The sequence below is a fragment of the Lysinibacillus sp. JNUCC 51 genome (assembly GCF_015999525.1).
Classification (GTDB): Bacteria; Bacillota; Bacilli; order Bacillales_A; family Planococcaceae; genus Lysinibacillus; species Lysinibacillus xylanilyticus.
On the sequence record NZ_CP065545.1, the window covers coordinates 4,765,197 to 4,790,849 of the forward strand.

The 25,653-nt window shown below is 34.1% G+C and carries 26 protein-coding genes and 1 pseudogene; 17 read left to right on the forward strand and 10 right to left on the reverse strand.

The features are described 5' to 3' along the window. The first annotated feature begins 368 nt into the window (after positions 1-368). From JNUCC51_RS23045 to JNUCC51_RS23070, 6 genes are all read left to right on the forward strand, one after another. Positions 369-539 (forward strand): hypothetical protein, encoded by a 171-nt coding sequence (locus JNUCC51_RS23045; RefSeq protein ID WP_337989939.1) that lies wholly within the window; start codon positions 369-371, stop codon positions 537-539. A gap of 1,278 nt (positions 540-1,817) precedes the next feature. Continuing rightward, positions 1,818-2,243, forward strand: a complete 426-nt coding sequence (locus JNUCC51_RS23050) for an acyl-CoA thioesterase (RefSeq protein ID WP_049664899.1) — start codon at positions 1,818-1,820, stop codon at positions 2,241-2,243. Positions 2,244-2,254: 11 nt separating this feature from the next. After that, positions 2,255-2,629 carry a DUF423 domain-containing protein gene (locus JNUCC51_RS23055; protein ID WP_337989940.1) on the forward strand — a complete coding sequence of 125 codons (375 nt, stop codon included), beginning with the start codon at positions 2,255-2,257 and terminating at the stop codon, positions 2,627-2,629. Between the two features lie 195 nt (positions 2,630-2,824). Beyond that, positions 2,825-4,141 (forward strand): SPFH domain-containing protein, encoded by a 1,317-nt coding sequence (locus tag JNUCC51_RS23060; RefSeq protein WP_337989941.1) that lies wholly within the window; start codon positions 2,825-2,827, stop codon positions 4,139-4,141. A 14-nt stretch (positions 4,142-4,155) separates the two neighbouring features. Then, complete coding sequence (locus tag JNUCC51_RS23065; RefSeq protein ID WP_337992284.1) at positions 4,156-5,259, forward strand: TFIIB-type zinc ribbon-containing protein; 1,104 nt, start codon at positions 4,156-4,158, stop codon at positions 5,257-5,259. A 602-nt stretch (positions 5,260-5,861) separates the two neighbouring features. Beyond that, entirely contained in the window at positions 5,862-7,067 is a 1,206-nt protein-coding gene (locus JNUCC51_RS23070; protein ID WP_337989942.1) for an EAL domain-containing protein, read from the forward strand. Positions 7,068-7,156: 89 nt separating this feature from the next. On the opposite strand, the gene JNUCC51_RS23075 is transcribed toward JNUCC51_RS23070, so the two are convergent. From JNUCC51_RS23075 to JNUCC51_RS23100, 6 genes are all read right to left on the reverse strand, one after another. Next, positions 7,157-7,312, reverse strand: a complete 156-nt coding sequence (locus JNUCC51_RS23075; protein WP_337989943.1) for a hypothetical protein — start codon at positions 7,310-7,312, stop codon at positions 7,157-7,159. Between the two features lie 662 nt (positions 7,313-7,974). Further along, the gene (locus tag JNUCC51_RS23080; RefSeq protein WP_337989944.1) at positions 7,975-8,481 is read right to left on the reverse strand and encodes a DUF4352 domain-containing protein; all 507 of its coding nucleotides are present in this window, start codon (positions 8,479-8,481) and stop codon (positions 7,975-7,977) included. Positions 8,482-9,102: 621 nt separating this feature from the next. Then, positions 9,103-9,435, reverse strand: coding sequence for a hypothetical protein (locus JNUCC51_RS23085; protein WP_337989945.1), 333 nt, complete (start codon positions 9,433-9,435; stop codon positions 9,103-9,105). A gap of 125 nt (positions 9,436-9,560) precedes the next feature. Next, positions 9,561-9,950, reverse strand: a complete 390-nt coding sequence (locus JNUCC51_RS23090; RefSeq protein ID WP_337989946.1) for a hypothetical protein — start codon at positions 9,948-9,950, stop codon at positions 9,561-9,563. A gap of 5 nt (positions 9,951-9,955) precedes the next feature. Then, a complete protein-coding gene (locus JNUCC51_RS23095; RefSeq protein WP_337989947.1) occupies positions 9,956-11,044 on the reverse strand; it encodes a hypothetical protein in 1,089 nt (362 codons plus the stop codon). A gap of 477 nt (positions 11,045-11,521) precedes the next feature. Beyond that, the gene (locus tag JNUCC51_RS23100) at positions 11,522-11,860 is read right to left on the reverse strand and encodes an ATPase (protein WP_337989948.1); all 339 of its coding nucleotides are present in this window, start codon (positions 11,858-11,860) and stop codon (positions 11,522-11,524) included. 274 nt (positions 11,861-12,134) lie between these two features. Between JNUCC51_RS23100 and JNUCC51_RS23105 the strand changes: the two genes are divergently transcribed. From JNUCC51_RS23105 to JNUCC51_RS23125, 5 genes are all read left to right on the forward strand, one after another. Further along, positions 12,135-12,410: a hypothetical protein gene (locus JNUCC51_RS23105; RefSeq protein ID WP_337989949.1), complete on the forward strand. Its 276-nt coding sequence runs from the start codon at positions 12,135-12,137 to the stop codon at positions 12,408-12,410. A gap of 348 nt (positions 12,411-12,758) precedes the next feature. Further along, positions 12,759-13,451, forward strand: coding sequence for an SDR family oxidoreductase (locus JNUCC51_RS23110; RefSeq protein ID WP_337989950.1), 693 nt, complete (start codon positions 12,759-12,761; stop codon positions 13,449-13,451). 161 nt (positions 13,452-13,612) lie between these two features. Further along, positions 13,613-14,224 (forward strand): flavin reductase family protein, encoded by a 612-nt coding sequence (locus tag JNUCC51_RS23115; protein ID WP_337989951.1) that lies wholly within the window; start codon positions 13,613-13,615, stop codon positions 14,222-14,224. Positions 14,225-14,439: 215 nt separating this feature from the next. After that, positions 14,440-15,945 (forward strand): serine hydrolase domain-containing protein, encoded by a 1,506-nt coding sequence (locus JNUCC51_RS23120; protein WP_337989952.1) that lies wholly within the window; start codon positions 14,440-14,442, stop codon positions 15,943-15,945. Positions 15,946-16,140: 195 nt separating this feature from the next. Continuing rightward, on the forward strand, positions 16,141-16,533 hold the full coding sequence (locus tag JNUCC51_RS23125) for a RidA family protein (protein WP_337989953.1): 393 nt from the start codon (positions 16,141-16,143) through the stop codon (positions 16,531-16,533). A gap of 247 nt (positions 16,534-16,780) precedes the next feature. Here JNUCC51_RS23125 and JNUCC51_RS23130 read toward each other — a convergent pair whose 3' ends face one another. Together JNUCC51_RS23130 and JNUCC51_RS23135 are read right to left on the reverse strand one after the other, a co-directional pair. After that, entirely contained in the window at positions 16,781-17,833 is a 1,053-nt protein-coding gene (locus JNUCC51_RS23130; RefSeq protein ID WP_337989954.1) for a DUF418 domain-containing protein, read from the reverse strand. Positions 17,834-17,926: 93 nt separating this feature from the next. After that, positions 17,927-18,871 (reverse strand): helix-turn-helix transcriptional regulator, encoded by a 945-nt coding sequence (locus tag JNUCC51_RS23135; protein ID WP_337989955.1) that lies wholly within the window; start codon positions 18,869-18,871, stop codon positions 17,927-17,929. Between the two features lie 102 nt (positions 18,872-18,973). On the opposite strand from JNUCC51_RS23135, the gene JNUCC51_RS23140 reads away from it, so the two are divergent. The 5 genes and pseudogenes from JNUCC51_RS23140 (at position 18,974) to JNUCC51_RS23160 (ending at position 22,689) form a co-directional block, all read left to right on the forward strand. After that, positions 18,974-19,507 carry a dihydrofolate reductase family protein gene (locus JNUCC51_RS23140; RefSeq protein ID WP_337989956.1) on the forward strand — a complete coding sequence of 178 codons (534 nt, stop codon included), beginning with the start codon at positions 18,974-18,976 and terminating at the stop codon, positions 19,505-19,507. A 250-nt stretch (positions 19,508-19,757) separates the two neighbouring features. Beyond that, positions 19,758-20,135, forward strand: coding sequence for a hotdog family protein (locus tag JNUCC51_RS23145; RefSeq protein ID WP_337989957.1), 378 nt, complete (start codon positions 19,758-19,760; stop codon positions 20,133-20,135). A 149-nt stretch (positions 20,136-20,284) separates the two neighbouring features. Further along, positions 20,285-20,659 (forward strand): annotated as a pseudogene (locus tag JNUCC51_RS23150) (IS110 family transposase); the annotation flags it as partial. Between the two features lie 377 nt (positions 20,660-21,036). Then, entirely contained in the window at positions 21,037-21,348 is a 312-nt protein-coding gene (locus tag JNUCC51_RS23155; RefSeq protein WP_337989958.1) for a hypothetical protein, read from the forward strand. 396 nt (positions 21,349-21,744) lie between these two features. Then, positions 21,745-22,689, forward strand: a complete 945-nt coding sequence (locus JNUCC51_RS23160) for a DNA/RNA non-specific endonuclease (RefSeq protein ID WP_337989959.1) — start codon at positions 21,745-21,747, stop codon at positions 22,687-22,689. Between the two features lie 219 nt (positions 22,690-22,908). Here JNUCC51_RS23160 and JNUCC51_RS23165 read toward each other — a convergent pair whose 3' ends face one another. Further along, on the reverse strand, positions 22,909-23,931 hold the full coding sequence (locus JNUCC51_RS23165) for a serine hydrolase domain-containing protein (RefSeq protein WP_337989960.1): 1,023 nt from the start codon (positions 23,929-23,931) through the stop codon (positions 22,909-22,911). 68 nt (positions 23,932-23,999) lie between these two features. After that, positions 24,000-24,755 (reverse strand): class I SAM-dependent methyltransferase, encoded by a 756-nt coding sequence (locus tag JNUCC51_RS23170; RefSeq protein WP_337989961.1) that lies wholly within the window; start codon positions 24,753-24,755, stop codon positions 24,000-24,002. 355 nt (positions 24,756-25,110) lie between these two features. On the opposite strand from JNUCC51_RS23170, the gene JNUCC51_RS23175 reads away from it, so the two are divergent. Beyond that, positions 25,111-25,614 carry an AAA family ATPase gene (locus tag JNUCC51_RS23175; protein ID WP_337989962.1) on the forward strand — a complete coding sequence of 168 codons (504 nt, stop codon included), beginning with the start codon at positions 25,111-25,113 and terminating at the stop codon, positions 25,612-25,614. Positions 25,615-25,653: the final 39 nt, after the last annotated feature.

Sequence of the window (25,653 nt, forward strand, 5' to 3'; positions counted from 1 at the left end):
AGCTTAATGCAAAACAACTTGGGGCGATGCCATGCAACAGGTGCTATCCCGAAACTAATGTATGTAATGGGAATTGAAAACATTTGTAAAACTATAAAAATGTGAGAAAAGGATGAAAAAGAGCCATCTCCTTAAGAAGAAATGGCTAAAAAGTAATTACAGGAGTGATCACACTGTAAGTTAGTTAAGTGAATTTACTTAACACTACTATAACTATGTTGAAAATGTAGTTTTAAATAGTTGATAGACTCGGAAATTAGATTAAAAATAAAAAAGCTGCAGCGTTTGCAGACACTACAGCTCATAATTGGTTTATGCCCTTTGAGGTTTCTCAAAATTATTAAATCACACCGTAGGAGGGCAAACCTATGTTAAAAGAGAAAACAGAATTAAATCGTTACCAATTAGACAAGGCAATAAAGAAGAATCATGACAACATGTGTAAGACCATGAGAATGAAGGATGAGCTTGATTCACTAACAGCTGCTGCATCTACAGCCAAGTATGGTATCGGGGCAACAAAAACGTATTGCATTTAATGATATCCAAGATGAAAATATGGTGGACACTGATATGAGGAATGTTCTTAGTGGGGCTAGTCAGATTTATGAGAATTGTTACCAAACGGTGCTTTGGGAACGATAATTAAATTACATACAACTACGAGTGTTTAATTGGCAAAGAATTATTGAGGTGTGAGGGGGATTTTTTGCATCCAGTAGATTTATTATTTCTAATAGGTATTGTAATTATGTGTTAATAGCGGCTGTTACTACAACATTAATAATCTGTCGAAAAAGAAGAAAGTTGGCACGAATAATTGTAAGTATTTTTGTCAGAAGTTATATTGTTTTTTTCGCAATTTTTCCTACTATACGCTCAAATATTCATGCACAACGTTATGATGAATTAGAAGAATATTTACAGAACAAAGGGATTACGATATTGTCATTCAATTAGGTGATTTTTATGTAAGAAATAAATCTACACCAAATAGAGGAGTTAAGTTTATCGTGTAATAAAAGGTGGAGAAATAATTCAACTTGAAGGTTCTTGGCTAAAGTACCACTAAAAATCCACTTTGCATTTCTGAATGATACATCCAAAATAACTTTAAATAACGTTCCCAAATGAAAGTTTTGGGACGAAATAAAACACTTAAAACGTTGTCTACCATGTATTAAGTGTTTTTCTGTATTTCATTCATGTACACCTTTTTATGCACTAAAGTTTGAACTTAGATACAACAAAGCTTTCAATGCTGTTCAAAAGAAATTGCACTGAATCATATTTTGAATAAAAACTTGCATATACAGCGGATTCCTTAACGTTGTTAAATCAACCAAACAACAATCTTTAAGAAAACAACATTAAAAAAATATACAAAATAGTTACTACAAAAAAAGTATACTTACTAAGAAAAATATAGAGGTAGTCAAGTAGGTAAGTATAGATGAATTTTTAGTGATGTGACTGTAAAACAGCTGAAACGTTTTGCCAAGCAAGCTTTAAAAACACAAGTAGAGGAAATAATTATAGAGCGTTTAAAAGCCATTCATTAAAAAATTAATGAGTGGCTTTTTTTTCTGGCAAAAATTTTGCACATGCTCGGTGTCATATAATTTTATATTTATGTGTACCCCAAATAAGTGGAGTACAAGGGGTAAAAACAGAAACTAACATTTATAACCAAATGTTTTCTATATTTGAACTTCGAATTTTTGTAAAAACAGATTTTTTATCTTTTCTTAATCAACAGAGCAAAAACACCGCCAAATCAATATTTTTACGCTATAATGTAGGACGAGGTGAAGAAAATGTTTGTTAGTGAAAAACAAATTGAAATTCGATATGCTGAGACCGACCAAATGGGCGTTGTGTATCATGCGAACTATATCATTTGGATGGAGATAGGCCGTTCTCAGTTAGTAAATGATGCAGGATTTGAGTATGCTGAGTTAGAAAAAGACGGTTATGTATCTCCGGTGATGGATTTATCCATTTCTTATAAGGCTGCTATGCACTATGGACAAGTGGCAACGGTACGTACATGGGTGGAAAAGCACGATCGTCTACGTACAACTTATGGCTATGAAATTTTACATGAAGATGGCACGATTGCAGCGACTGCTCAGTCAGTACATATTCTAGCGCAAAAAGATACGTTACGTCCGGTGTCCTTAAGTAAAATTGATCCGGCATGGGATGCGAAATACAAAGAAATCGCACGTGAGACGAAATAGGAGAATCATACATGGAACTTTTATTGGCGATAGGTGCAATTATGGCTTGTCTTGGTGTCGTGCTAGGCGCTTTTGGAGCACATGCATTAAAAGATAAATTTGCGACACCATACTACGCTACCGTTTGGGAAACTGCGGTGCAATACCATATGTATCATGCATTAGGTTTACTAGGGCTCGGTATTTTATCGAGTGATGCCCTTTTAGGAGCTTCTAGTATGCTTTCTTGGGCAGGATACTTAATGGTGGCAGGTATTGTGTTTTTCTCAGGTAGTTTATATGTATTAGCTGTTACAGGCGTGAAAAAGCTTGGAGCAATTACCCCAATTGGCGGTCTGTTATTTATCATTGCCTGGGTGCTTGTGGCTATTTCCGCATTTTCATAAGAAACGCTGTGATCCATTAAAAAACGCTTTTGTACAACAATACGAAAGAGGTAGTTCCTTAGGAGCTATCTCTTTTTTATAGAGAAGTTTAAAAAAATGAAACAAAATGTCCTTTTTATGCGTACTACATAATGATTAGTTTATTTTTAATGATAAAATACTTTTTAAGTATATAAGTTGAAGGTGGGAATAAATATGGGTTTATTAAAAGCAGGAGTTGGCGCATTAGCAGGTGTTCTAGAAGATCAATGGCGTGAATATTTCTATTGTGAGTCACTGTCAGCGGATGTTCTTGTGGCAAAGGGTTTTAAACGTACCTCTAAACGAGGGTCAAATAAAGGCAATGACAACATTATTAGTAATGGCTCTATTATTGCTATAAATGAAGGTCAATGTATGATGATTGTCGAGCAAGGAAAAGTTGTGGAGTTCTCTGCGGAGTCTGGCGAGTATGTTTATGATACATCCACAGAGCCTTCGATAATGTATGGCAATGATTTGTCAGAAGGTATTATGGAAACATTCAAGCAGATTGGTAAACGCTTCACATTTGGAGGAGAACCTGCAAAGGATCAGCGTGTATATTATTTTAATAAAAAAGAAATCGTAGGAAATAAATATGGGACACCAGCACCGATTCCTTTCCGAGTTATCGATCGTAATATCGGTCTAGATATTGATATTGCTATTCGTTGCCATGGCGAATATTCATATAAAATTGTCGATCCATTATTATTCTATACAAATGTGTGTGGAAACGTTGAGCGTGAATTTACAAGAGATGCAATCGATAGCCAATTAAAAACGGAATTGATGACTGCGTTACAGCCGGCTTTTGCACATATTTCAGCTAGCGGAGTACGTTATAGTGAAATTCCTGCGCATACGGTCGCTCTTGCAGATGCTCTTAATAAAGTGCTATCAGAGAAATGGCTAGCAACTCGTGGTTTAGCAGTTGTATCATTTGGCATTAGTTCTTTAAAAGCGTCTGAAGAAGATGAAGCAATGATTAAACAATTACAACGCAATGCAGTGATGCGTGATCCAGGTATGGCTGCGGCTCATTTAACTGGTGCTCAGGCAGAAGCAATGATTGCAGCAGCCAATAATGATGGTGGTGCCATGGCAGGATTTATGGGCATGAACATGGCGACACAAGCAGGTGGTGTTAATGCAGGACAGCTTTATCAAATGAATGAGCAAAATAAACAGGCAGCCCAGCAAGGACAAACAGCGACGAACTCAGCTACATGGAAATGTGCATGTGGTAGCGAAAATACAGGTAAATTCTGCTCAAATTGTGGATCACCAAAACCAGCAGAAGAAGGATGGACTTGTACATGTGGTGCTGTCAACAAAGGCAAATTCTGTAGCGAATGTGGTGCTAAAAAACCTTCAGGAGCATTACAATACGTTTGCGATAAATGTGGTTGGCATCCAGAGGATCCTGCAAACCCACCAAAATTCTGTCCAGAATGTGGTGATGTGTTTGATGAGAATGATGTTAAGTAAGGAGATGACTAATGATGCCAACGCAAGATGCTGAAAATGCTAAACAAGTAAAGCTTGATTTTGACGCTGAGTGTCCATCATGTAGTGCATCCATTGAATTTAACCCAGCAACTGGAAAGCTAACATGTCCTTATTGTGGCTATGAGACTGAAATTGCAGCCCCAGAAAAGCAAGAGGAAAAAGTTGCCCAGGAAATGGATTTTGCAATGGCTGAAAAACGTGGGAATTTTAACTGGGGTGTTGAGAAAAAAACAGTCATTTGTAAATCATGTGCGGCAGAAACGATTTATGATGCATTACAGGTAGCTGATAGTTGCCCATACTGTGGTTCTAATCAGGTTATGGAGGCTAGTGCTGAAAATACACTAGCACCGAACGGGGTATGCGCATTTGAGATAACAGATAAGCAAGCCGGTGAGAACTTCCAAAGTTGGATTAAGGGAAGATGGTTTACACCAAGAGCAGCAAAAGATAGTGCAAAGCCTGATTCATTCAAAGGGGTTTATCTTCCATATTGGACTTTTGATACAAAAACAAGCTCAAGGTATTCCGCAAGATATGGTAGACATCGCACAGTTACAGACAAAGAGGGAAATACTCGAACTGAAACAGATTGGTATTCTACAAGTGGTTTTTATCAGGAATTTATTGATGATCATTTAATAAGTGCGACAACTCGTTATGATCGTAATATGATGCGAAAGATAGAACCCTTTAATTTACTTAATAATAAAGCCTATAAACCAGAATATGTATCTGGATTTTTATCAGAACGCTACAGTATTGGTTTACAGGACGGATGGAGTCAGGCTAAGAGGGAAATTTCAAATCATTTGAATGCACAAATTACCTCAAAAATACGTTGGGAACATAACGCGGATGTAGTATCCAATTTACATTTCTCAACAACTCATGATGATATTACATACAAATATCTAATGTTGCCGATTTGGCTTTCTTCATTCCGCTACAAAGAGAAAATTTATCGATTTATGGTAAACGGACAAACAGGTCGAGTAGGTGGGGATGCCCCAATTTCACCACTTCGTGTAACAATTGCAGTTATCTTATCATTAATTGCAATTACGATTATTTGGTATTTCTTTATGTCAGAATAGTCATGAGCAGTATTCCTGTAGGGTATTATCTTTACTTAGGAATACTGCTTTTTTTACTAAATAATTTGGAGTGGGTGAAAGGCTGAATAATTAGGATATAGGATAAAAACCTTTAGTTTATCATGGCTTTCACATTGAATTGTTGCATAAGTTATAATGATAAAGGAATTCTGTGGGATTTTCTTACACAGTAATACATGAAAATTTAATGAGTGCATATTGAGTTTCGCAATCGTACTTAAGCAACCTGTTTTGCGAAAAAGTCGTTAATAGTGATAAAATTTTTGAAAAAATGCGCTTAAACATAAGCCTGCAGGTTAAAGCACTAGTCTGTTATCAGAAGAAATAATTTACATTGTGCTTTAAAGGGATGAACAGAAAGCCTGTAAGAAGAGCTTTTGAGGGCTATTTAGACTTATTAATAAATCAGATATGTGGGAGTTTGTTAAATTTTAGGACAGATTTATTCCATAAAATAACGCCATGTGAAGTTGCCAATTTACTTTAAACAAATTATTATACATTCAGAGAGCTTTTTTTCAAGTAATGAGCTGTGAATGTAATGTTATTCTTGGATAACATCATGTATGGAGGTTTCGACAATGGATGCAATTGAAGTTTTAACAAATTTAGATCAGATACATGGGTATTTTCAACCTATATTTAGCGCGGATGCGCATACGGTGATTGCCTACGAAATTTCCGGACAGTTACAAATTGAGGGTCAACAAATTAATTTAAAAGACTTTGTGAATAACGAAGATATTCCAGAAGAATATCGTATTGACATGGAACATAAAATTCTACATGCTGCATTAGCCAAAGTAGAAGAAATCGGTCAGGATGTTGATATTTATATTCCTAGTAACCCGAACTTACTGATGCAGGATTTTGGTGAAAGTCATTTTAATATTATTCAACAATATATAAGTGAAGAGGATTTACATCGAATTGTATTAGTTGTTTCTGAGCATCGTTTTTTAGGTGATATTCATAAGCTGCACCATGCAGTACGTTACTTTACGACTTTTGGTGTCAAAATTGCCGTTCAGGAAGTGGGAGCGGAGAGTCATTTAGAGCACATTGCTTTATTATCACCACAAATTTTAAAAGTCAATATTCGAGATTTAAATTATGATTCTTGGTCTGCACAGTCAGATATGATCTCGGCAATAGGTAGTCTTGCTTATAAAATTGGCGCAAATCTCTTATTTGAAGGAATCGAAACTGTTTATCAATTACAGTTTGCTTGGAAAAATGGGGGCCGGTTTTATCAGGGCCGCTATTTGGCAAACCCGGCAATGACATTCGTAGAGAAGGATATTTTAAAGGAGCGTTTTAAGGAAGAGTGCCAGCAGTTTATTACCTCTGAAAAGAAAATTTTAGAGGTGCAATATTTCGAGTTGAAAAAGTTGAGGGAGGAGCTAGAAACGATTGTCCATCGTGTTAAACCTTCTAGTGACAACATCACACATTTAGAGCAACTAGCCCAGCTGTTGGATAGTTATTCGTTCCGAGTATATATTTGTAATGAAGATGGCTTCCAATTATCTCCGAACGTAATGCGTATAGATGGACAGTGGGAATTGCAACCAAGAGCAATCAATAAAAATTGGAGTTGGCGTCCATACTTCTTACAAACAATTATTAAAATGCGCAATGATCAAAGCGGAGAAATCTCAGAGCTTTATCGAGATATCGAGACAGGGGAAATTACAAGAACATTTTCGATTGCTATTAACGATCATGAGTATTTGTTCGTCGATCTTTCGTATGATTACCTTTATGAACACAATATATTTAGATAGTTCTACAAATGCTTATATATCAAGGTTTAATGGGTACAAGAATAACTTGTACCCCACTTTGTACCCCAAATTTGCTTAAAAAAAGTGATTCACTTGAGTTTTATCAATGATGAAAGAATTTTAGTAGCTCTAAGTTCTTCATAATCAAGTGAATGCGCATATGCCTTCATCACCATTTCAGGTGTATCTCCAATTATTTTAGCCACCGTTGTTACAGCTACACCTTCTACTATTAAAATAATCACAAAAGTGTGTCTCAATATATGTGCAGAAAATCTTTCTATTTGATGGTCTATTTTTTAAGGCATTAAACATTTTAACGATGTAACTACTACTTATTGGTTCTAAGTTCGCAGTAATAAATACATAATCATCATCTTCTAATTTTGAAGTCTATATCTTTCCAAGTTAGTATCTGCTATGAACCCTGTAGCTCCAAATTTACAACTCGATCAATACGTTTTTGAATTATCACTTGCTCAGATTCGTTTAACAAAGAATACCTAACGCTAGAACCATTAAAACTTGTAGATGAACGAATGAAACAAGATGTATATGGTATCGTTTATTCGCTTATTAGCGTTCCAACAAGCGTTAAATGGATTAGGCGCTTTAACACTACAGACGAAATGATCTCGCATTGTTGAAACACGCTGAGCAAATCAACCCACTAAATGAAAAACCACTAAATTTTAGCAAGTATGTAGAAGACTGATTGAGGTAGAATGAAACGAGTTTCAGGCAACGAGATAAGAATAGACAGAAATGAGCCAGTCATTCATAAAGAAGAGGTGTATTCTATTGAGACAAAAGAAGCGATGAATAGTTTCATATGAAAATAAAAGCCACTACAATTTGTGTAGTGGCTTGTGATAAGACCTCCGCAATAATCTGTGGAGAACATACATTATTTAACTTCTACTTCAAATACTGCTGGATCATCGAATGAAATAACAGGTTTATATTGAATTTCGATTTTTCCACCTTCCATGATACCAAAGTGTTGAACACCTTGAACCTTCTTACCACTGGCAACGGCCCCCATACTGTTATCTAGAGCATATAATTCCATTTTATTTCCAGCCCCATCATATACAGTTAAATCCATACCATAAGGTAACTCGCTATCAGACAAATTTTCTAATTCATATTCAACTTTAATTACCTTATTTGGTTTTGTTTTATCGAATTGATTACGGTCGTCAGTTGTGCTTACAGATTTTAATGTAAACTTAGAATCTTTAAATTCAGCAGAATCGCCGATAGCTAAAGTTTTTGATTTTTGAACTTCTTGTTCCTTGCTTTTTTCTGCATCTGCTTGTACGGGTTGTGTAGTGTCTTTTTTTGTTTCTCCGCATCCAGCTAAACCTAAACTTAGTACAAGTGCTGCACTGAAAATTAATCTTTTCTTCATTGTAAAGTAAACTCCTTTGTATATGTTGTTAGTACTATTAAATTGTATCAATAATGGTAAGTGTTGTCAGTATGTAATTGGATAAAGTAGATAAAATTACATAAATGCTAACGTATGGACAACAAGACATTACACAAAATAGCAAATTACTACATTGAACACATTCGATCAAATTGCAAACTTTCGGCATTGATGTTACAAAAGAAAGCATGAGGAGAATAAATTAGCTATTATCTGGTAAAAAATAGAAAGTCACTCATTTTAAAAAATAATGAGTGACTTTTACTAAATTTTATTTAATAATTTGAGGTAATAAATAGTGTTAACTAAAAAATAAGAAACCTACACCTGCCCGATTTTATTTACTTAAAAGTTCCAATGTAGTGGGGGACAAATCAATAAATTTTAATGTACCCCAGATGTACCCCGATTTATTTACCTTTAATACCTTAAATGAATGTCATTAAAGTTTGATGCAAATCAAAGGAAAGCTTAATGTCTGCATTCCAGAAAATTATTAAACCTTAATTATAGATAACGCATTTATGAACATAATATATTTAGATAAAAAACAAAACAGGGGTACAAATTATTTTTGTACCCCTGTTTTGTCAGTATTTATTATTTTAAAGGAATTCCTAGTCCTAAGGCAGAAGCGATAGATATAATAGAGGTGATAACACCTAGTATACTAGTTAATTTCTCTAATGGTTTTTTAGCTTTCTCTTTATCTCCATTGTTTATATGAGTTTGAAGAAGTTCGAAATTAGCTTCTGCAATCTCTCGTTGTTCCTCTGCTAGGTGTTGAATTTCTTCGTGAAGCTGTTGTAAAGCATTGATAATGTCATTAGGAAGGCTTGCTATCCCTTGATTGAGTGTACCATTGTTTTCAATAGTTATATTACCTTTGTTTTCTCCAAAAGTTAGACCACCATATTTACTAGATTCACCCATATAACCATCTCCTAAGATAATAGTAATTTGCCCGAGTTTTGATACTTTCTCTAATACTTGTTCAGAATTTTCTTGTGCTAAAAGATCAATAATTTCTCTTAAGCTCTCAGGTTTATTTTGTTTACTTATCCCGACATTTTCCTTTTTGTTATTAATTTTTTTTTTGAAAAACTTTGTCTGAAATCCTTACTTAATTCAATTATTGGAATTGCGTTTAAGGGATCGAAACAATTTTCTGAACCACAATACTTGCAAGAAATGGAATCAATATTTTCAAGTTCAGATTTATTAGCAGTTATAATACTTTTACTACATTCCTCGCAGTGAAATTCTAATTTTATAATGAGCGCTTCTTGTTTTTCTAATTCAGATAATTTATCGATAACTACTCCAAGAGGTAAGTTAGTTATGTTTGCAATATAACTATGGTAAAATTTTTCAATTTTACTGTTAGCAATTGCCTCTAGTGCATTATCTATTTTTTGAGAAATTTCCCATGGCTTTAAATTGCTCAATACTTTTACCTCGCAGAATAAATTTGGTAAATCAATTTTTCTCTAATATAATCCAATACAGGTTCAGACGCAAATACATTGAACTTAAATGTTTTTGTATTGACGCCGATTCGAATAGAATATTCTTGTTTAACGCCATTAACACTATGTTCAAATAATATGGACCCTTTTTGTTTGGACAGGTAAGGTTCTAAATAATTGTATAAAGGTAAACCTCGTAGTTCTCTAATACTACCTAATCCTATTGTTTCAAGACCACTTAAAAGTAACAAAGTAAAAGGTGTTGTTTCTAAAATGCCGGTAATATCTTCGCTATTTAAATTTTGCTCAAGAATTGATAATTCTCCACTAGTATAGTATTCATCAATGGCAGAAAGTATACTCACAATTGATTGACCCTGTGTTTCTTCAAATGTATTTACTAATCCTGCTGGTCTTCCTGTAGCATCAATAAGCCTTCCTTGAAGTGTATCAGCTAAAGACTCAAGAGTACCCCCATATTTCTCTAAAAAATCATGTTGTTTGAACTCATATTTATCATCGACTATTTTAGTTAACCAAGCAATAATTTTTTTTGCAACAGCTGAACTTGCTCGTACTTCAATTATTCCCTTGTCTTCATCAATATAAACTGTTGTTATTTCGTGCTTAATGTATTCTCTTCGGTTAGTTAAATAGTAATCAACATTAACACCAGTTCTATGAATAAATCTTAAATAATATGCTTGAGAACCTTCGATTTCAGCAGCGGCAATAATTGTAGGATCAATAGGAACATTTTCACTGTTTGGAGTAACTACTGTTTCAAAAGGATTAAAAGGCATTTTATCAATAATACTTTGTTTAAAACCTTTTAAACCAGTATTATTTATCGCCTGGTACCAAGCTAAAGAAACTGCTCCAGAGAAAATATTATTGCTGATCATTTTAAGAACATCGCCTTCAATATGCTCAAAAGAGTTCCACACTCTACTTGCTAATTCATTAACATTGCCGGATGTTTCTAAAGCCATTTTATTACAAATCTCTTTGAGTTGAGTTTTGCTTAATTTATGCAAGTCTTGGGGGAAAATTAAAGATTTAATTGTATTCATTTAACACCCTCCAAAATTATATTCTGTATTCGATGAAATTATGTCGTTTTGTTTATAAATATAATAATATATGTATTGAATAACCAAAAAATGACATAAAAGTGTCGATTGACATGGGAGTATCAATGAATTGGAACTTATATGCGTCGAAATGAACAAAAATGGTGTGGTTATTTATACCTAATTAACTTTTTATCTTTCTAAAGAAATAACTACTATTAATTGGGAAGTGATGTGCTTTTAGGTAGGTATCATCTTCATTTTTTTGATAAAAGTGAATGAATCGGGGGAACTATAAAAGAGAAGTGTCTTGATCAGGATTGAACAAATTTAATTAAATTTAGATCCTCAGCTCGTTACTTATTTAGCATTGTGTAAATGGGGGTACAATGGAGAAGTTTGATCTCAAATGTACCCCACTTGATTTTCCTTTAAATACTTTAAACGAAGAATGTTAGTAAAGATTTGTTTCTATTATTAAAACTCTGATAATTCTGAATTCAAAACCCTTTGAGCAGCAATAATAACACCTAAAGCTGTTCTTCCGTATACACTATATAATCCGCCATTTTGATCAGGAACGATTTCAACTTCATATTGAAAAGAACCTGCTACACTTCGAGTTATAAAAGTAGAAGCATTGGCATTTACAGCAAATGGAGTACTTGATAGTAATCGTCTAGTACCGTTAAGTCTAAAAACTCTTACTACTCCAGTTAGTGTACCACTTGTTAGATTGAGAATTTTGATACGAACGCTAGCTGCATTAGCTGGTTGATTTCCTGTATTTTCAATTGGACCAGTAGTTAAAGGCAATTGATATTCACCTCCTTCAAAATAAAAGATTTATAATCTGCAGATTACATACTCATAGTATTCAGCACCTATTGAAATGCTCTAAGCGTTTTAATCAATTTTCTATAAAAATGTAGAAATTGATTAAAAGAACTATCTAAATCTTTCTGCTTTAGCAAGTGATTGAGCTATTACTTTCTACCTTGCAGAAGTATCTCCTATATACTCTCTACTTTAAAGATGGTGTATCGTGGATATATTTGTAAAATCTAAGTGGATATGGAGGTGAAAATATTTGAGGAAGATAATTACAATATTATGTATATCCTTGATTATGGTAATGTGCGGATGTAATCAAAAGTCGATGCCAAAAATATCAGAAGAACAGGCAAAATCAGTTGTGTTAAAAAGCCAAGCAAAAAACATAGGTAAAGTTGAAATTAAGTCAGTTAGTCATAAAGGAAACGAATATATTGTTAAATGGGAAAATAAAGATAACTGTGAGAATGGAACGGACTATATTAATGACGAAAATGGCAAAATAATAAATGCCGAAACCTCAATATGTTAAATTCACTTGCAATAGATCTCTTAGTTTTAGGTCGTTTGTAATGCTCTTATATTCATTTACATTGTAATTTGAAGAATATGGATTCTAACAGGTTCTTTATTTCGAAATTAATAATGGAGTACAACCCAACAAAATCGTTAAATTATTATGGCGAATGCATCAAGAAAAGTGGATTACCTAAGAAGTTAAAGCCTCCGGATGAAATTATGCAGAGGCATTATTATATAACTGAGATTATTGAGCGTCATAAGGGCGACAGGGATCGGTACTTTATTGAATAGGCAGGTGTGATGATATTGATAGAAGTTCCAATTCTGGTATAATTAACCGCGAGAGAGGATGATCAATATGAGCAAAAATATCGTGGTTATAACAGGGGCTGGCAGTGGTTTAGGCGCAGCGCTTGCTAAAAAATATTCGTCTTTAGGAAATCACATTTGTTTACTCGGTCGAACGAAATCAAAGCTTGAGAATACAGCTAAAACTTTAACCAATGGGTATTCTATTTATGAGGTCGATGTTACTTCGAAACAAATGGTCGCTCAAGTCATTCATTCTATACAAGAGGAATTTGGATCTATTCAATTGTTAATTAATAATGCAGGTGTTGGCTATTTTGAGCATGCTGAAAACTTGAATGAGGATTCAGTTCATCAAATGATTGATATTAACCTAAAAGGAACAATTTTCTGCACACAAGAAGTGTTAAACGGTATGAAAGAACGAAATGAAGGAACAATCGTCAATATCGTTTCAACAGCTGGTCTAGAAGGTAAAGTAACGGAATCTGTTTATTGTGCTAGTAAATTTGGTGTACGAGGATTTACAGAAAGTCTAGCGCTAGAATTAAGTGATACTTCTATTCATGTATGTGCTGTATATATGGGGGGGATGAGAACAGAATTTTGGGACGGAGTGTTTTCTGAGGAAAAAACTAAGACACTAATGGATCCTAATGACATCGCGGATATTATTATGGAAAATATTAAACCAAGAAAAGCGTTAGCTGTAACTGAAGTTGTTATTAAAAATAAACGATAACGAAAAGGAAATGACCTGGCACTTCATTAATGTTGAGCCTGGTCATTTTCTATTTCATTTAATATAAAGTATAAGTCTTAAAACGTAATCCATATTTCGATGAAAATTGAAATATTTATCTTGTACTATGAAAATTGTAAGTACGGATAGGAGGAGATAAAATGACTCAAATTGCTAATACGGAAATAATTAATCCAAAAATTCTATACTACGGGACACCTGTGATTTTATTAACCACGCTAAATGAAGACGACACAGTAAATATAAGCCCTCTTTCATCATCATGGGTGTTAGGAGATTGTGTTATTTTAGGAATTGGGCTAGGGGGAAAGGCCATTGAAAATTTAGAACGACATCCTGAATGTGTCATTAATGTTCCAGATCCTTCATTATGGGAGAATGTAGAAAAAATAGCTCCTTTTACAGGGAAAAACCCCGTTCCTGAATATAAGAGAGTGAATGGATTTACATTTGAAAAAGATAAATATGAAATTAGTAATTTAACGTCAGCCGAGTCTAAATCAGTAAAGCCTACAAGAATTGCAGAGTGTCCCATTCAACTTGAGGCTAGAGTGAAACATATTCGAATTCCTGAATATGCTCCTTTTTTTGCCATTGTTGAGACGCAAGTAATACATGTACACGCACATAAGGAAATTATTGTTGAAGAAAACTATATTGATCCAAATAAATGGAGCCCACTAATTTATAATTTCCGTCATTATTTTGGACTTGGACACCAGCTGGGTAAAGCTTTAAGAGCAGAAATTTAAATCCTAATTGCTATCATGAACAAAGATCAGTTCTCATTTTTTAGAATGGGAATCTGATCTTTTTGTGTTTATTTTAGATTCTATGTTACAAAACTGTCATGTTGTGATGTTTTTAGTCATGTAAAACGATGGATTTGGTACTAATTGCTTGTTATAGTTAACGATGTTATAAAGGAAATTTATTACCTTGTAATCGACTTAAAGGAGAAATGAAAATGAAACCATCATTAAAAATCTATATGCTTATTATTGCAATGATTGTAGCCTTTTATAGTTTAATGCCAACAATCGTAAATGCAGATTCAACTGAAAAAATTCAAAAGATTGATCAATTTGTTAAAGAGCAAAAGGAGCTTAGTAAAATTCCAGGGATATCAGTAGTGATTGTTGAGAAGGGGAAAACGGTTTATGAAAGAGGATTTGGTTACGCTGATGTAAATTCGAAAACACCAGTTACCTCTGATACATTATTTGAACTTGGATCTACATCGAAAGCATTCACGGGACTAGCCATTCTAAAATTGGAAAAGGAAGGCTTACTCAAACGCTCTGATGATGTCCGAAAGTATCTCCCGTGGTTAAAGTTAAAATATAATGGTGAGCCCCAGGCAATTACTATTAATCAGTTACTGTATCATACAAGTGGCATACCTACTAACACTATTTATAATATCCCTAAAAGTAACGAACGGAATGCTCTTGAGTTAACTGTAAAACAATTGCTTGATCAGCCATTAAATAGAAAACCGGGTAGTTCGTATGAATATGCAACACTCAATTACGATGTTTTGGGCCTCGTTATTGAAAAGGTTTCAAAACAACCCTTTGATATGTATATCAAACAGCAAATACTAGAGCCGATTAACATGAATGATTCATTTGTTGGGCTGCATCAAGTTAAATCTAATGAGATGGCGTCAGGCTATAAAATAGGACTTATGAGAGAGCAGAAATACACACCACCTATCTACCGTGGAAATGTGCCTGCTGGGTATATTATAAGTAACTCAAATGATATAGCAAAATGGTTAAAGCTGCAGTTAGGCAATAGTCAAATTTATTCGATTGATAAAAAAATTATTCAAGAATCACATATCCCTGATCAATCTGTAGAGCCTTTCGATAAGGATACATACTATGCTAGTGGATGGGGCGTTCTAGAAAGAGACAAAAAACAATATTTATTACATGCCGGGGAAAATCCGACATTTACATCTTATTTTATTATGCAGCCTGATGAACAATTGGGAGTGGCCATATTATCCAATATGAACTCGAGCTATACAACGGCGATTGGTCAAGGTGTAATGGATTTATGGGAAGGGAAGTCTGTAAATGCTATGCATTCAGATAACCTTCAAAAGTTGGATAAAATTGTCTCACTTCTATGTGTTATTGTTGTAGGTTTTGGGATGTTTTTAAGCATTCTATTGCTAACAACATTGAGTAAAATTGTTAAAAAACAACGAATTAAAGTTGCTTTGAATATGAAACGGACTTTATTATTATTTATTCATTTATTAAGTGTTGCAATAATTTTAGCACTTATCACTATGTTACCGGAAATTTTAGCTGGGGGCTCGAATTGGGAGTTTGCTAAAGTATGGGGGCCAACTTCAATCACTGTGTTATTTTATAGTGTTATTGTGTCAAGTTTGATTTATTGCTTATTGGGATTAGTGAAAATTTTCACCAAAAAGCAAAATGAATTAAAAGTGTAGAGATTTGATTGTTTATGAAAAACATGGTAATTTGAAAATAACTTTAGGTAAGGGGGAGGATCCAAATGAAAAAAAGATCAATACGTTTTTTAAGTATGGGTATTGGATTCTCAACAGCTGTTTTTTTCTAAAATTAAGTGTTAAGGGACGAGTCTGCCCTTTTTTAGAAAAATAAAAACCTAAAGGAGATTAACAATGAATCATAAAATAACACGTAAAAATCCTATCCAAGTACCTAGCCCAGTTGGAAATTATAGTCATCTTACAATAATCTCTAAGAATGCAACAATGTATGCATTATCTGGACAGATTGGAGTAGGGGTTAGCGGTGAATTGCCATCATCACTTTCTGAGCAGGTTAAAAATACATTGACAAATATTCAATTTATCTTAGAGTCAGAGGGACTAAACGCAGACAATGTGGTGAAGGCCAATATTTGGGCAACGGAAGAAATAAATTGGGATGATTTCTATCAACAATGGGAATCAATGTTTGGAGATCCCTATCCTTCTATGACGATTGCTTATATTACGGCTTTAGGACTCCCTGACATTAAATTAGAAATAGATATTTGGGCTGCTAAATAAGCAGAGTACCGACAAAATCTTAATGATTTTGTCGGTTTTTTATATAAAGTAAATTTTTGAGAGTATATGAAAAGAGGTCACTTTACCTATATGTAAAGTGACCAAAAATAATTATTTCATGATGGGGGTGTGTTTCTTGCCCAAGATGTGAGCAAGTTGGAAGCGAAATTAGGTACACTACCATATTATGAAGAATAAAAACTTTCTGTTGGGTATTCGCCATGTTTTCAACATTTACTATACTCTCTTAGGAGCGTTCCTTAGAATGAGTAGAAGTTTTAAGCAATGAAGGAACTGTCCAATAAGTACCCATGCGCCACAACCATTCTAAAGGACCGAATTTAAAGAATGTAAGCCAAATTTTGCTAAACAGTAATTGGAAAATGTAAATGCCTATGCATATCCAAAGAGATTGGATAAAACGAATATTGCCAATTAGATGAAAGGCATTGCCAATTAGTAAGATTAGCGCTGTTTGCCCTAAATAATTTGTTAATGCCATTCGGCCATAGTCTTTTAATGGTGAAAGCAAAGCCTGAAATAAAGGTTGTTGCAGTAAAAGTATTAATAATCCTACATAAAATGCCGATACAAATGGGCTAAATTGTAGCCCGATTAATGAGAACTTTTCAATGTTTGTCACATGTTCAGTAAATTCATCTTTTGTCATATTGTCAATGTTTACCATTGCTTCAGGGACATAATGCCATTGATACAGCAAGCCCCCTATGCTAATAAAGAACATTATAACAGTAAAGATAAATATGCTTTTACGATTGTCGTTGATCTTTTCAAAAATTCGATACTGCCCAGCAGCTAATCCCAGTAAAATAAGCGGAAATGGCATAGCAATTTTGATGCCATAAAATGCTGTTACTGCTAAAAGTATAAGCCCTATAGTTACGTTTATCTCTTTTCGAACTTTGTAAAATGGTAACGCTATTAAGCCAAAAATTGCATAGACGGTTAATGCTTCTCCAGGTTGGAAATAAAAATGTACAAGTCCGATTAACAATAAGATAATCATTCTTCTAATAAATAAAAGATTAGCGTTATTATTTTTAGCCATTGCTCGTGAAATAAAAATATAAAATCCAACACCAAATAAAAATGAAAAAATGGAGAAAAACTTTCCTTCCACAAAAAGTGTTAAAAATCTATTGTATCCAATATCTATAGATGTTTCTGGTGGATTAATCCACATTAATGCCGGAATATTTACTAATATAATTCCTAATAAAGCAAAGCCCCTTAAATAATCTAATGTATCAATTCGTTTATTTAATTCAATTGGTTGCATGTTATCTCCTCCTCACTTACAAAGTATAAGGAAATTATCCATAAAGTAGTAACGATGAATGTTACGCCAATCTTACAAAATCGTCATATTCCATTAATCATTTTCTTGATACATAGATAGGATGTCTTTTGCCTGCTGTCTTAAAATATTGATTAATTCTTTTGGTTCTACAATTTGAGCATGTACACCAAGTCGATAAAAGAGGGAGCTAATAAAATTAAGCTCACCTTTGTCTATAATGGAATCAATAAGACCTGTGCCATCTTCTTTTATGACGACTAAATCTTCAAAGCTTGGTTCGCTTTTGCATTGACGTACACCTTCCCTTGATAATAGTACATGTAAACGAATGGGTTGTTTAATCTCGTAGGTGTTGCCAAACCACTCCTCCAAATTTAAAAATTCCTCTTTGTTTTCTTCGCTTTCTACAATAGAAAGAATACGATCTACACGAAACAATAATACTTTTTGTTTAGAGAAATCAAAGGCGGGCATATACCATAATCCATCATGAGCATAAACACCAATAGGGTGAATATATTTCGTAGTTGTACCTGATTTGGATTCATATTGAATATGTAGATTTTTGTTTTCAATGGCTGCCTCTAAAACAGCGTTCAATAAAGGTGTTTCAATTGCTCGTTTAGGATTCCAAAATGCGATGTAGGATTGAAGTTTATCCACTTTACCCTTCGCTTCTTCTTGAAGTGAGCTATAAAGCTTATGAGAAGCGGATTTAATTTCCGTATTAAAAGGTAAATTGCGGTAATAGTGTAGTGATTGAAACGCAAAGAAAATCGAAACGACCTCATCTTCTGTAAATAAAATAGGGGGAAGGAGTCTGCTCATTAGGACGGTATAGCCACCGTTTCGTCCTTGTTCAGCGTAAATAGGCAAACCCATATCGCTTAAATCTAAAATATATCGATGAACTGTACGAATCGATATATTGAATTCATCAGCAACTTCCTGTGCAGTAAATTTCTTTTTTGCACTAACAAAAAGCAGGATATCTAATAATCGTTTTGCTTTTGACATTTTTTCACCCTTTTTCATTAAATCATGCCAGTAGTTGTCATGTTTTATATTTAGTATAAATATTGTTCATGAGTTTTACAAAAGAGAAAAGGAGATGACGTTATGTCACGAGAAATTATTTTATATATTGCGACTAGTGTGGATGGATTTATTGCCAAAGAGGATGATGATTTACAATGGCTAGAAGAAGCAGAGGGAGAAGGGGATGCCGGCTATTCCGACATGTATCAATCCATCGATACCATTATTATGGGTAAAAGAACTTATGATTGGGTTGTAGACCATATTGAGTCTTTTCCTTATAACGATAAAAAATGTTATGTATTCACAACGTCACATAGTGGTGAAAACGAACATGTTGAGTTTGTGAATGAAGATGTAGTAGCGTTTACGAAAAAATTAAGGGAGCAGGAAGGGTCGAAAATTTGGATGGTTGGGGGAGCGGGAATTCTCGATGCCTTTATGAAGGAACAGTTAATAGATGAATTAATTATTACAGTTACACCACATCTTTTAGGCTCTGGAATTCCATTGTTTAAGGATAATAATCCATTTCAAGATTTGAAGTTAGTAAATACACAACGCTATGGTCAAATGGTGCAAATGCATTATAAGGTGAAGAAAGAGGCTAAATGATTTATATACCATAAGAGCCTAATAAGAAAAGCCTATATCTTAAATTACTAAGGGTGCTGCACCCCAAAAGTTAGAGTAATAAATCTAACTTTTGGGGTGTTTTTCGATATCTGGCTGACCTTATAATACGAATGGGACAGATTAGTTGAAGAAGGTTTTTTTAGATTTACGTGGAATATATTACCTTAAATAGTCTGGTATTGATGTAATATTCACATTGTGATTAGCCAGACAGTGGGAGGAGTTATAAATGTCATTAAAAGCAGGAGATATAATTACGTTTGAACGAACTTTTACAGTAAGGGATGTTGAATTATTTACTGAGATTTCAGGGGATGAAGGGATTCATCATATAACCCCAGATGAACAAGGAAGACTTGTCATTCAAGGGTTACTAACGGCAACTCTGCCAACAAAAATAGCTGGAGACCATAACGTACTGGCTCGTAATACGAGTTTTGAGTTTTTAAGACCTGTTTTTACAGGAGATACAATATTTTGTATAGTTAAAATTGAGAAATACGAAAGGCAAGAAAATAATAGAACAGCGTTTGTTGCATCTTTTTTATGTAAAAATCAGAATGAAAAAGAAGTCTTGAAAGGAGATGTATCAGGCGTAATTCTTTAAACTTTATTATAATATCGGGAGCAATATCGACATCGGGGCAGCGTTCCTGTTTGAAGGATGTTCGAGGTCTTGAAAGAAAAGGAGCCCTCTAGTATGATGCATGAGTGTCAACGACCATTGACCCATCATCAAACAAGGAGGACTCCTTTATGCATTTTAAATGGAATAACAAAATTAATCAAGTTACTGAAAATACACTCGTTGTCGGTATGGATATTGCCAAGCGTATTCATTACGCATGCTTTGTCGATGAACGCGGGCGAGTAATAGAAAAAGCCTTTGCGGTACATCAATCGAAAGAAGGCTTCGAAAACTTGTATGAAAAGATTCTTCAAACGATGAAGGAAGCTAAGAAAACTGAAGTAATGATAGGGATTGAGCCTACTGGTCACTACTGGATGAACTTAGCCTATTTCTTAGATCAATATGGAATCCCACTTGTCATGGTGAATCCAATGCACGTAAGACGTTCGAAAGAACTAGATGATAACTTACCGACAAAGCACCATAAAAAAGATATTATGGGAACCGTCCTCTTGTGCTAATAAGAAACATTACCATCTGCTGCTAAAATTTTATTTGAACACGCTAAGGTTCCAAACTCTAGTGTTGATATAATTGCTGAAAGACTTCAGGAAAGTTACACAAAAAGACTTTATTGAAAAAGTGTTTTTCTTAATCAATGCTCAGCAATGATTTCTACAAACGGGTGCTTTACTTAAGATGGGATTCCGCAGAGATCCCATCTTTTTCTTATTCAACTAGTTGTTCAAAATTTAAGCCATATTGTTGAATAATACAGGTTAATTAAATATGGTTAGTGTTTATATTTGAAACCTTTCCCACGATTTACCGTTAAGTATTGTTAGACAACAATACAAAATGGAAAGAGGGATTAGATATGATTGGTTGGCTTAATATTGGCAGTCTCTTACTTGGACTAATCGCTTGGATACTTCCAGTTATTAATCTTATGCGAAATAAAAAACATGAACATAAGAATTGGGGCGTCCTTTCCGTTATCAGCATCAGTGCCTGTGCTATATCACTTAGTTTTCAGATTTTCTATAATTATCATTTAGTAAAAATTGAGGATTGGTCGGCACTAATGGACACAACACGTGCAGTAGTGATAGCCACAGCAGTTCTTCTCATTATTACATTTATATTAAATGGACTTACTTTTATTGTATATAGACAGAACAAAAAGTAGGATATTAGTCTCCTGTTCGTACGATTGAAATATACTTTAGGTTTTAAGAGAGTGTAATTAAGCTAGCGGTGGCTTTCGGGTCTTTAATATTAAACAATTGGGCTAAATTCGTGAATTGGAATTGTGCCTTTTTCAGTACTAGAACCGATATTACTAAATAACATCTTTTTTACAACAGAATATATTCCGCCATAAGCTAGTATAGCTAAATTTTATATTTGAAAAATATAATGCATTGGACTCTACTAATCTTTATTGGAAATTAACACTACATACTTCGTACTAAGTATCTACTGTAATAATATTAATATTGTAATATACTATTTAAATAGGTAACAATGTTAATTTATGTTTTATTCAAAGATCTTAAGAATGTTTATTATAAGGAGTCCTAAAATGAAAAAGAAAATAAACTATTTAATCTTACTTTTAACTGCCATCTTTATAGTTGGTTGTACTAACGTAGAAGATGTATCGAATACTGATGGGAAAGCTGATTCACAAGAAGTAACTACAAAAAATAGTGAAAAAGAAAAAACTACGACTGAAAAACAAGTAGTAGAGGAAACATCAACTCAATCAAAAGATCAACTGTTCAAAGGTTACAAACTAATTGAAGTTGATGGTGGTAATTTGTCTGGACATCGTGAATCTAACGTCGTCGTTGACATTGGTTTTGGGGACCGAGAATATTGGTCCTTTACGAATGAACACGGGCAATTAATCCGTGTCATTGCTAAAGAAATTGTTCTACAAGATGATCGTACCGAACCTGTAACATCGTCTGGCAGATACTACGCTGATGAAGCAAAAGTTCCTGGTGTCGAAAGAGCGGATTTAGATGAAGGACACATTATTGCAGATTCTCTTGGTGGGGTATCAAATGCTTATAATATTACGCCACAAGATAGTACGCTTAACCGACATGGTGATCAAGCATATATGGAAGACGCTATTCGTAAAGCTGGTGGAGCTACTAATTTTGAAGCAATAATCACATATCCTAATACGGAAACGCAGATTCCTTCTCATTACAAGTACACTTACACTTTAAAAGGGAATAAAATTGTAGATGAGTTTGATAACGGCAACCCTGATGAAATAAATAAATCTCTAGGATTAACTGAAAGTAAATCAACTAACTCAAATAAGTCAACAAGTTCTAATAAGTCCAATGCTTTGAAAGGCACTGATGATATTTCTAGTGTTGATACAGATGGAAATGGTCAAGTAACGATTAAAGAAGCAAAAGCAGCAGGTTATAGCATGCCAATAACTAGTGATCACTGGTTATACCCATATATGAAAGACAATGATAACGACGGTATGGTAGGGGAATAAGCACCTAGACCTTAAGGCAAAGTAAATGACTGAAATATACGGATGACTTTACAGAAATTGCCCTTTAGTTGAGTAAGACAAGGTAAAACAACAATCGTTACGAACAGAATCATAAAAAATGGACCAAGCATATTTTTATATAATATGTTTGGTCCATTTATTTACATACGCTTGAAGGTTGTCACCCTAAGATAAAATAGCATGCCTCTTTTTCAGTTCTTAATTAAGCGAATGATAGATTTCACCCATGATTCCCTTCATTTGATGCATACCTGTATCAGTATTGGTCATCATAATAATTCCTTGCTCGAGGTGCGGATAGGCTACGAGCATACATTGAAACCCAACACCCCAGCCAAGAGAGGAAAATTCGAGCTTTTGGTCCGTGCTATCTAGAAATACTCCAAGGCCCGTCCATTCTTTACATCCCTGTGAGCGGCACAGTTCATTTATTTGTTTTGACGTAAGGCCAATATTACTTTGTCCTTTGACAGCATTCATAATATCCAGTAATAATTTTGTTAAATCGCTTGGGGTAGTCCATATACCACAAGCTGCAAGGTAAGGGTAAATAGAATATTTCCCTGGAATTAAATCTCCATTTTGGTCATGACCACATGCGAAATTATCCAAATTTGATGCTGAAAGAGAGGTTGAACAAGTACTGTTTTTCATACTTAGTGGCTTAAAAATAAAATCATTCATAAGATGAGAAAAAGGTTTTTGCGTTATATCTTCTATTAATAATTGAATAAGACAAAATCCTGCATCAGAATAGTGAAATTCACTTTCAGGCTCATAAGTCACTTCGATTGAAGTATGGCAATAAGGAGTTTTACCATTCAATATTTCAACTATGGATGGCATTTCCTTAAATGAATCTACGGGCATAAAACTGCCTTCAGGATCCACAATCCCAGATTGATGACATAGTAAGTTTCGTAATGTAACCTTTTTATGCTTTGTAAATTGATTGCCAGGAACTTTCCATGAAAATAGTTTATTATTAACATCTTCATCTAAGTCCACGATCCCTTGTTCTACCAATTTCATCACTAAAACGCTTGTTAGAAACTTACTGATCGAGCAAGCGTTGAAAATGGAGTCTTCATTAATTTTTCTATCAGTACCTGCTTCTAGAACTCCGAAATGATCCGTTTTACTGATTTTTCCCTTTTCGATAGCTACAAGACTTAGGCCAGCTATACTGTAATGCTCCATGCGTTCACGAATATTTATCATCTTTTATAGCTCCTAATTTTTTCTTAATTATAACAAAGTTTCAGAACAATTGTTTGTATTTTGGGGTTTTACTTTATTAATCGTGCGTGTACAATCATAGACGGACTATTTTTTGTAAAGTCACTTTTTTTCCATGAGCCATATATGTGTAACAATTCGAACCCATATTGTTCTAATAGCCTCTTCATTTCCATTGGATATGTATAGCGAAGTCGAATTGAATCTTCGAAAGTAGCGTGTTCTAGCTTATTTATAGAACGGCAAGTTAAAATTTGTGTGATAGGGTCATATTCTTCACGATGCTGAATAGTTAGTTTTTCACCTTTACTATTTACTGAACTTTCTTCGTATTCATCCACGATAGACAGTTCGCTTAGTAGAGCATTTCTCGTATCAAATACAAATTCTCCTCCTTGCTGTAAGTGCTTTTTAACGGATTGGAATAAAGCATTTTGACTTTCATTACTTAAAAAATGCTGAAATGCATTACCTGTCATATAGACAAAATTTGATGTTATTGGTAGTTGAAGCTGCGTGCAATCTTGCACTGAAAAATGCACGTGTACATTCTGTTTTTTCGCTTTTTCAATTGCCAATTGAAGCATCCCTTCATGGATGTCTACTGCATAAACGTTGAATCCTTGCTTGGCTAGTGGAATAGCTAACCGACCAGTGCCACAGGCTAATTCAATTATCGTATCGTTATTATTGCTAAGAAGATTTTCAATAAAATATAAATCTACGTTATAATTTTCATGAAGTACATCATATTCAATAGGGTTTTTATATTTCTCTAAATTTCCACTAAACTCATTTTGATACATACCTCTAACTCCTTCACCTTTATCTTTTTTAAGAGATATTGTATAACAAATCCAATATTTGCACAAATTAGATTCTTATTACAAATATGAGGTTGATTTTCGTTACGGCTGGGGTGCTTTTATCGCTGCCGCTTCGCTTTCGCGCAGAAAACATTTGTTGCTGCCGCTTCGCTTTCGCGCAGTTAAAAGATTGTTGCTGCCGCTTCACTTTCGCACAGAGCAAAGCTTCCTGGGAGCGGGGCGTCCGATGAGCCGTTGATCCCCAAGGAGTCACCTAGCCTCTACTCCAGTCATCTTATAAAGTATCTCCGTTTAACCTAAAATTAACAAACTCTTAAGAATAGGAGGGGGTCATTTGAACAAGAAATTTCAGAACAGGATACATATCATTGGCTCTGTTGGGAGTGGGAAAACAACATTAGCGAAAGAATTATCCGCTAAATTAAATATTCCATATTATGAGTTAGATAATGTCGTTTGGATAAGACAAAATTCTGGTGATATTAGAAGAACCGATCAACAAAAAGTCGATTATTTGAATAATATTATTCATACGAAAGAGTGGATTATTGAGGGCGTTCATAATGAGGACTGGGTAGTACAAAGCTTTTCGAATGCCGACTTAATTATTTTCTTAGATACAAATTATTTCATCAGAATCTATCGAATAATAAAGAGATTCACGTTACAAAAACTCGGTTTGGAAAAGTCCAATTACAAACCGACTTTTTCAATATTTATAAAAATGTTTAAATGGAATCGTTATTTTGAGGAAATTAGCAAGCCTAATTTTTTTCACAAATATGGAATGTATAGTGACAAACTATTGGTCGTAACTAGTAAAAGGGAAATTCTTTAAAAAAGCATATCCATAAACAATGGATACGCTTCTTACGTG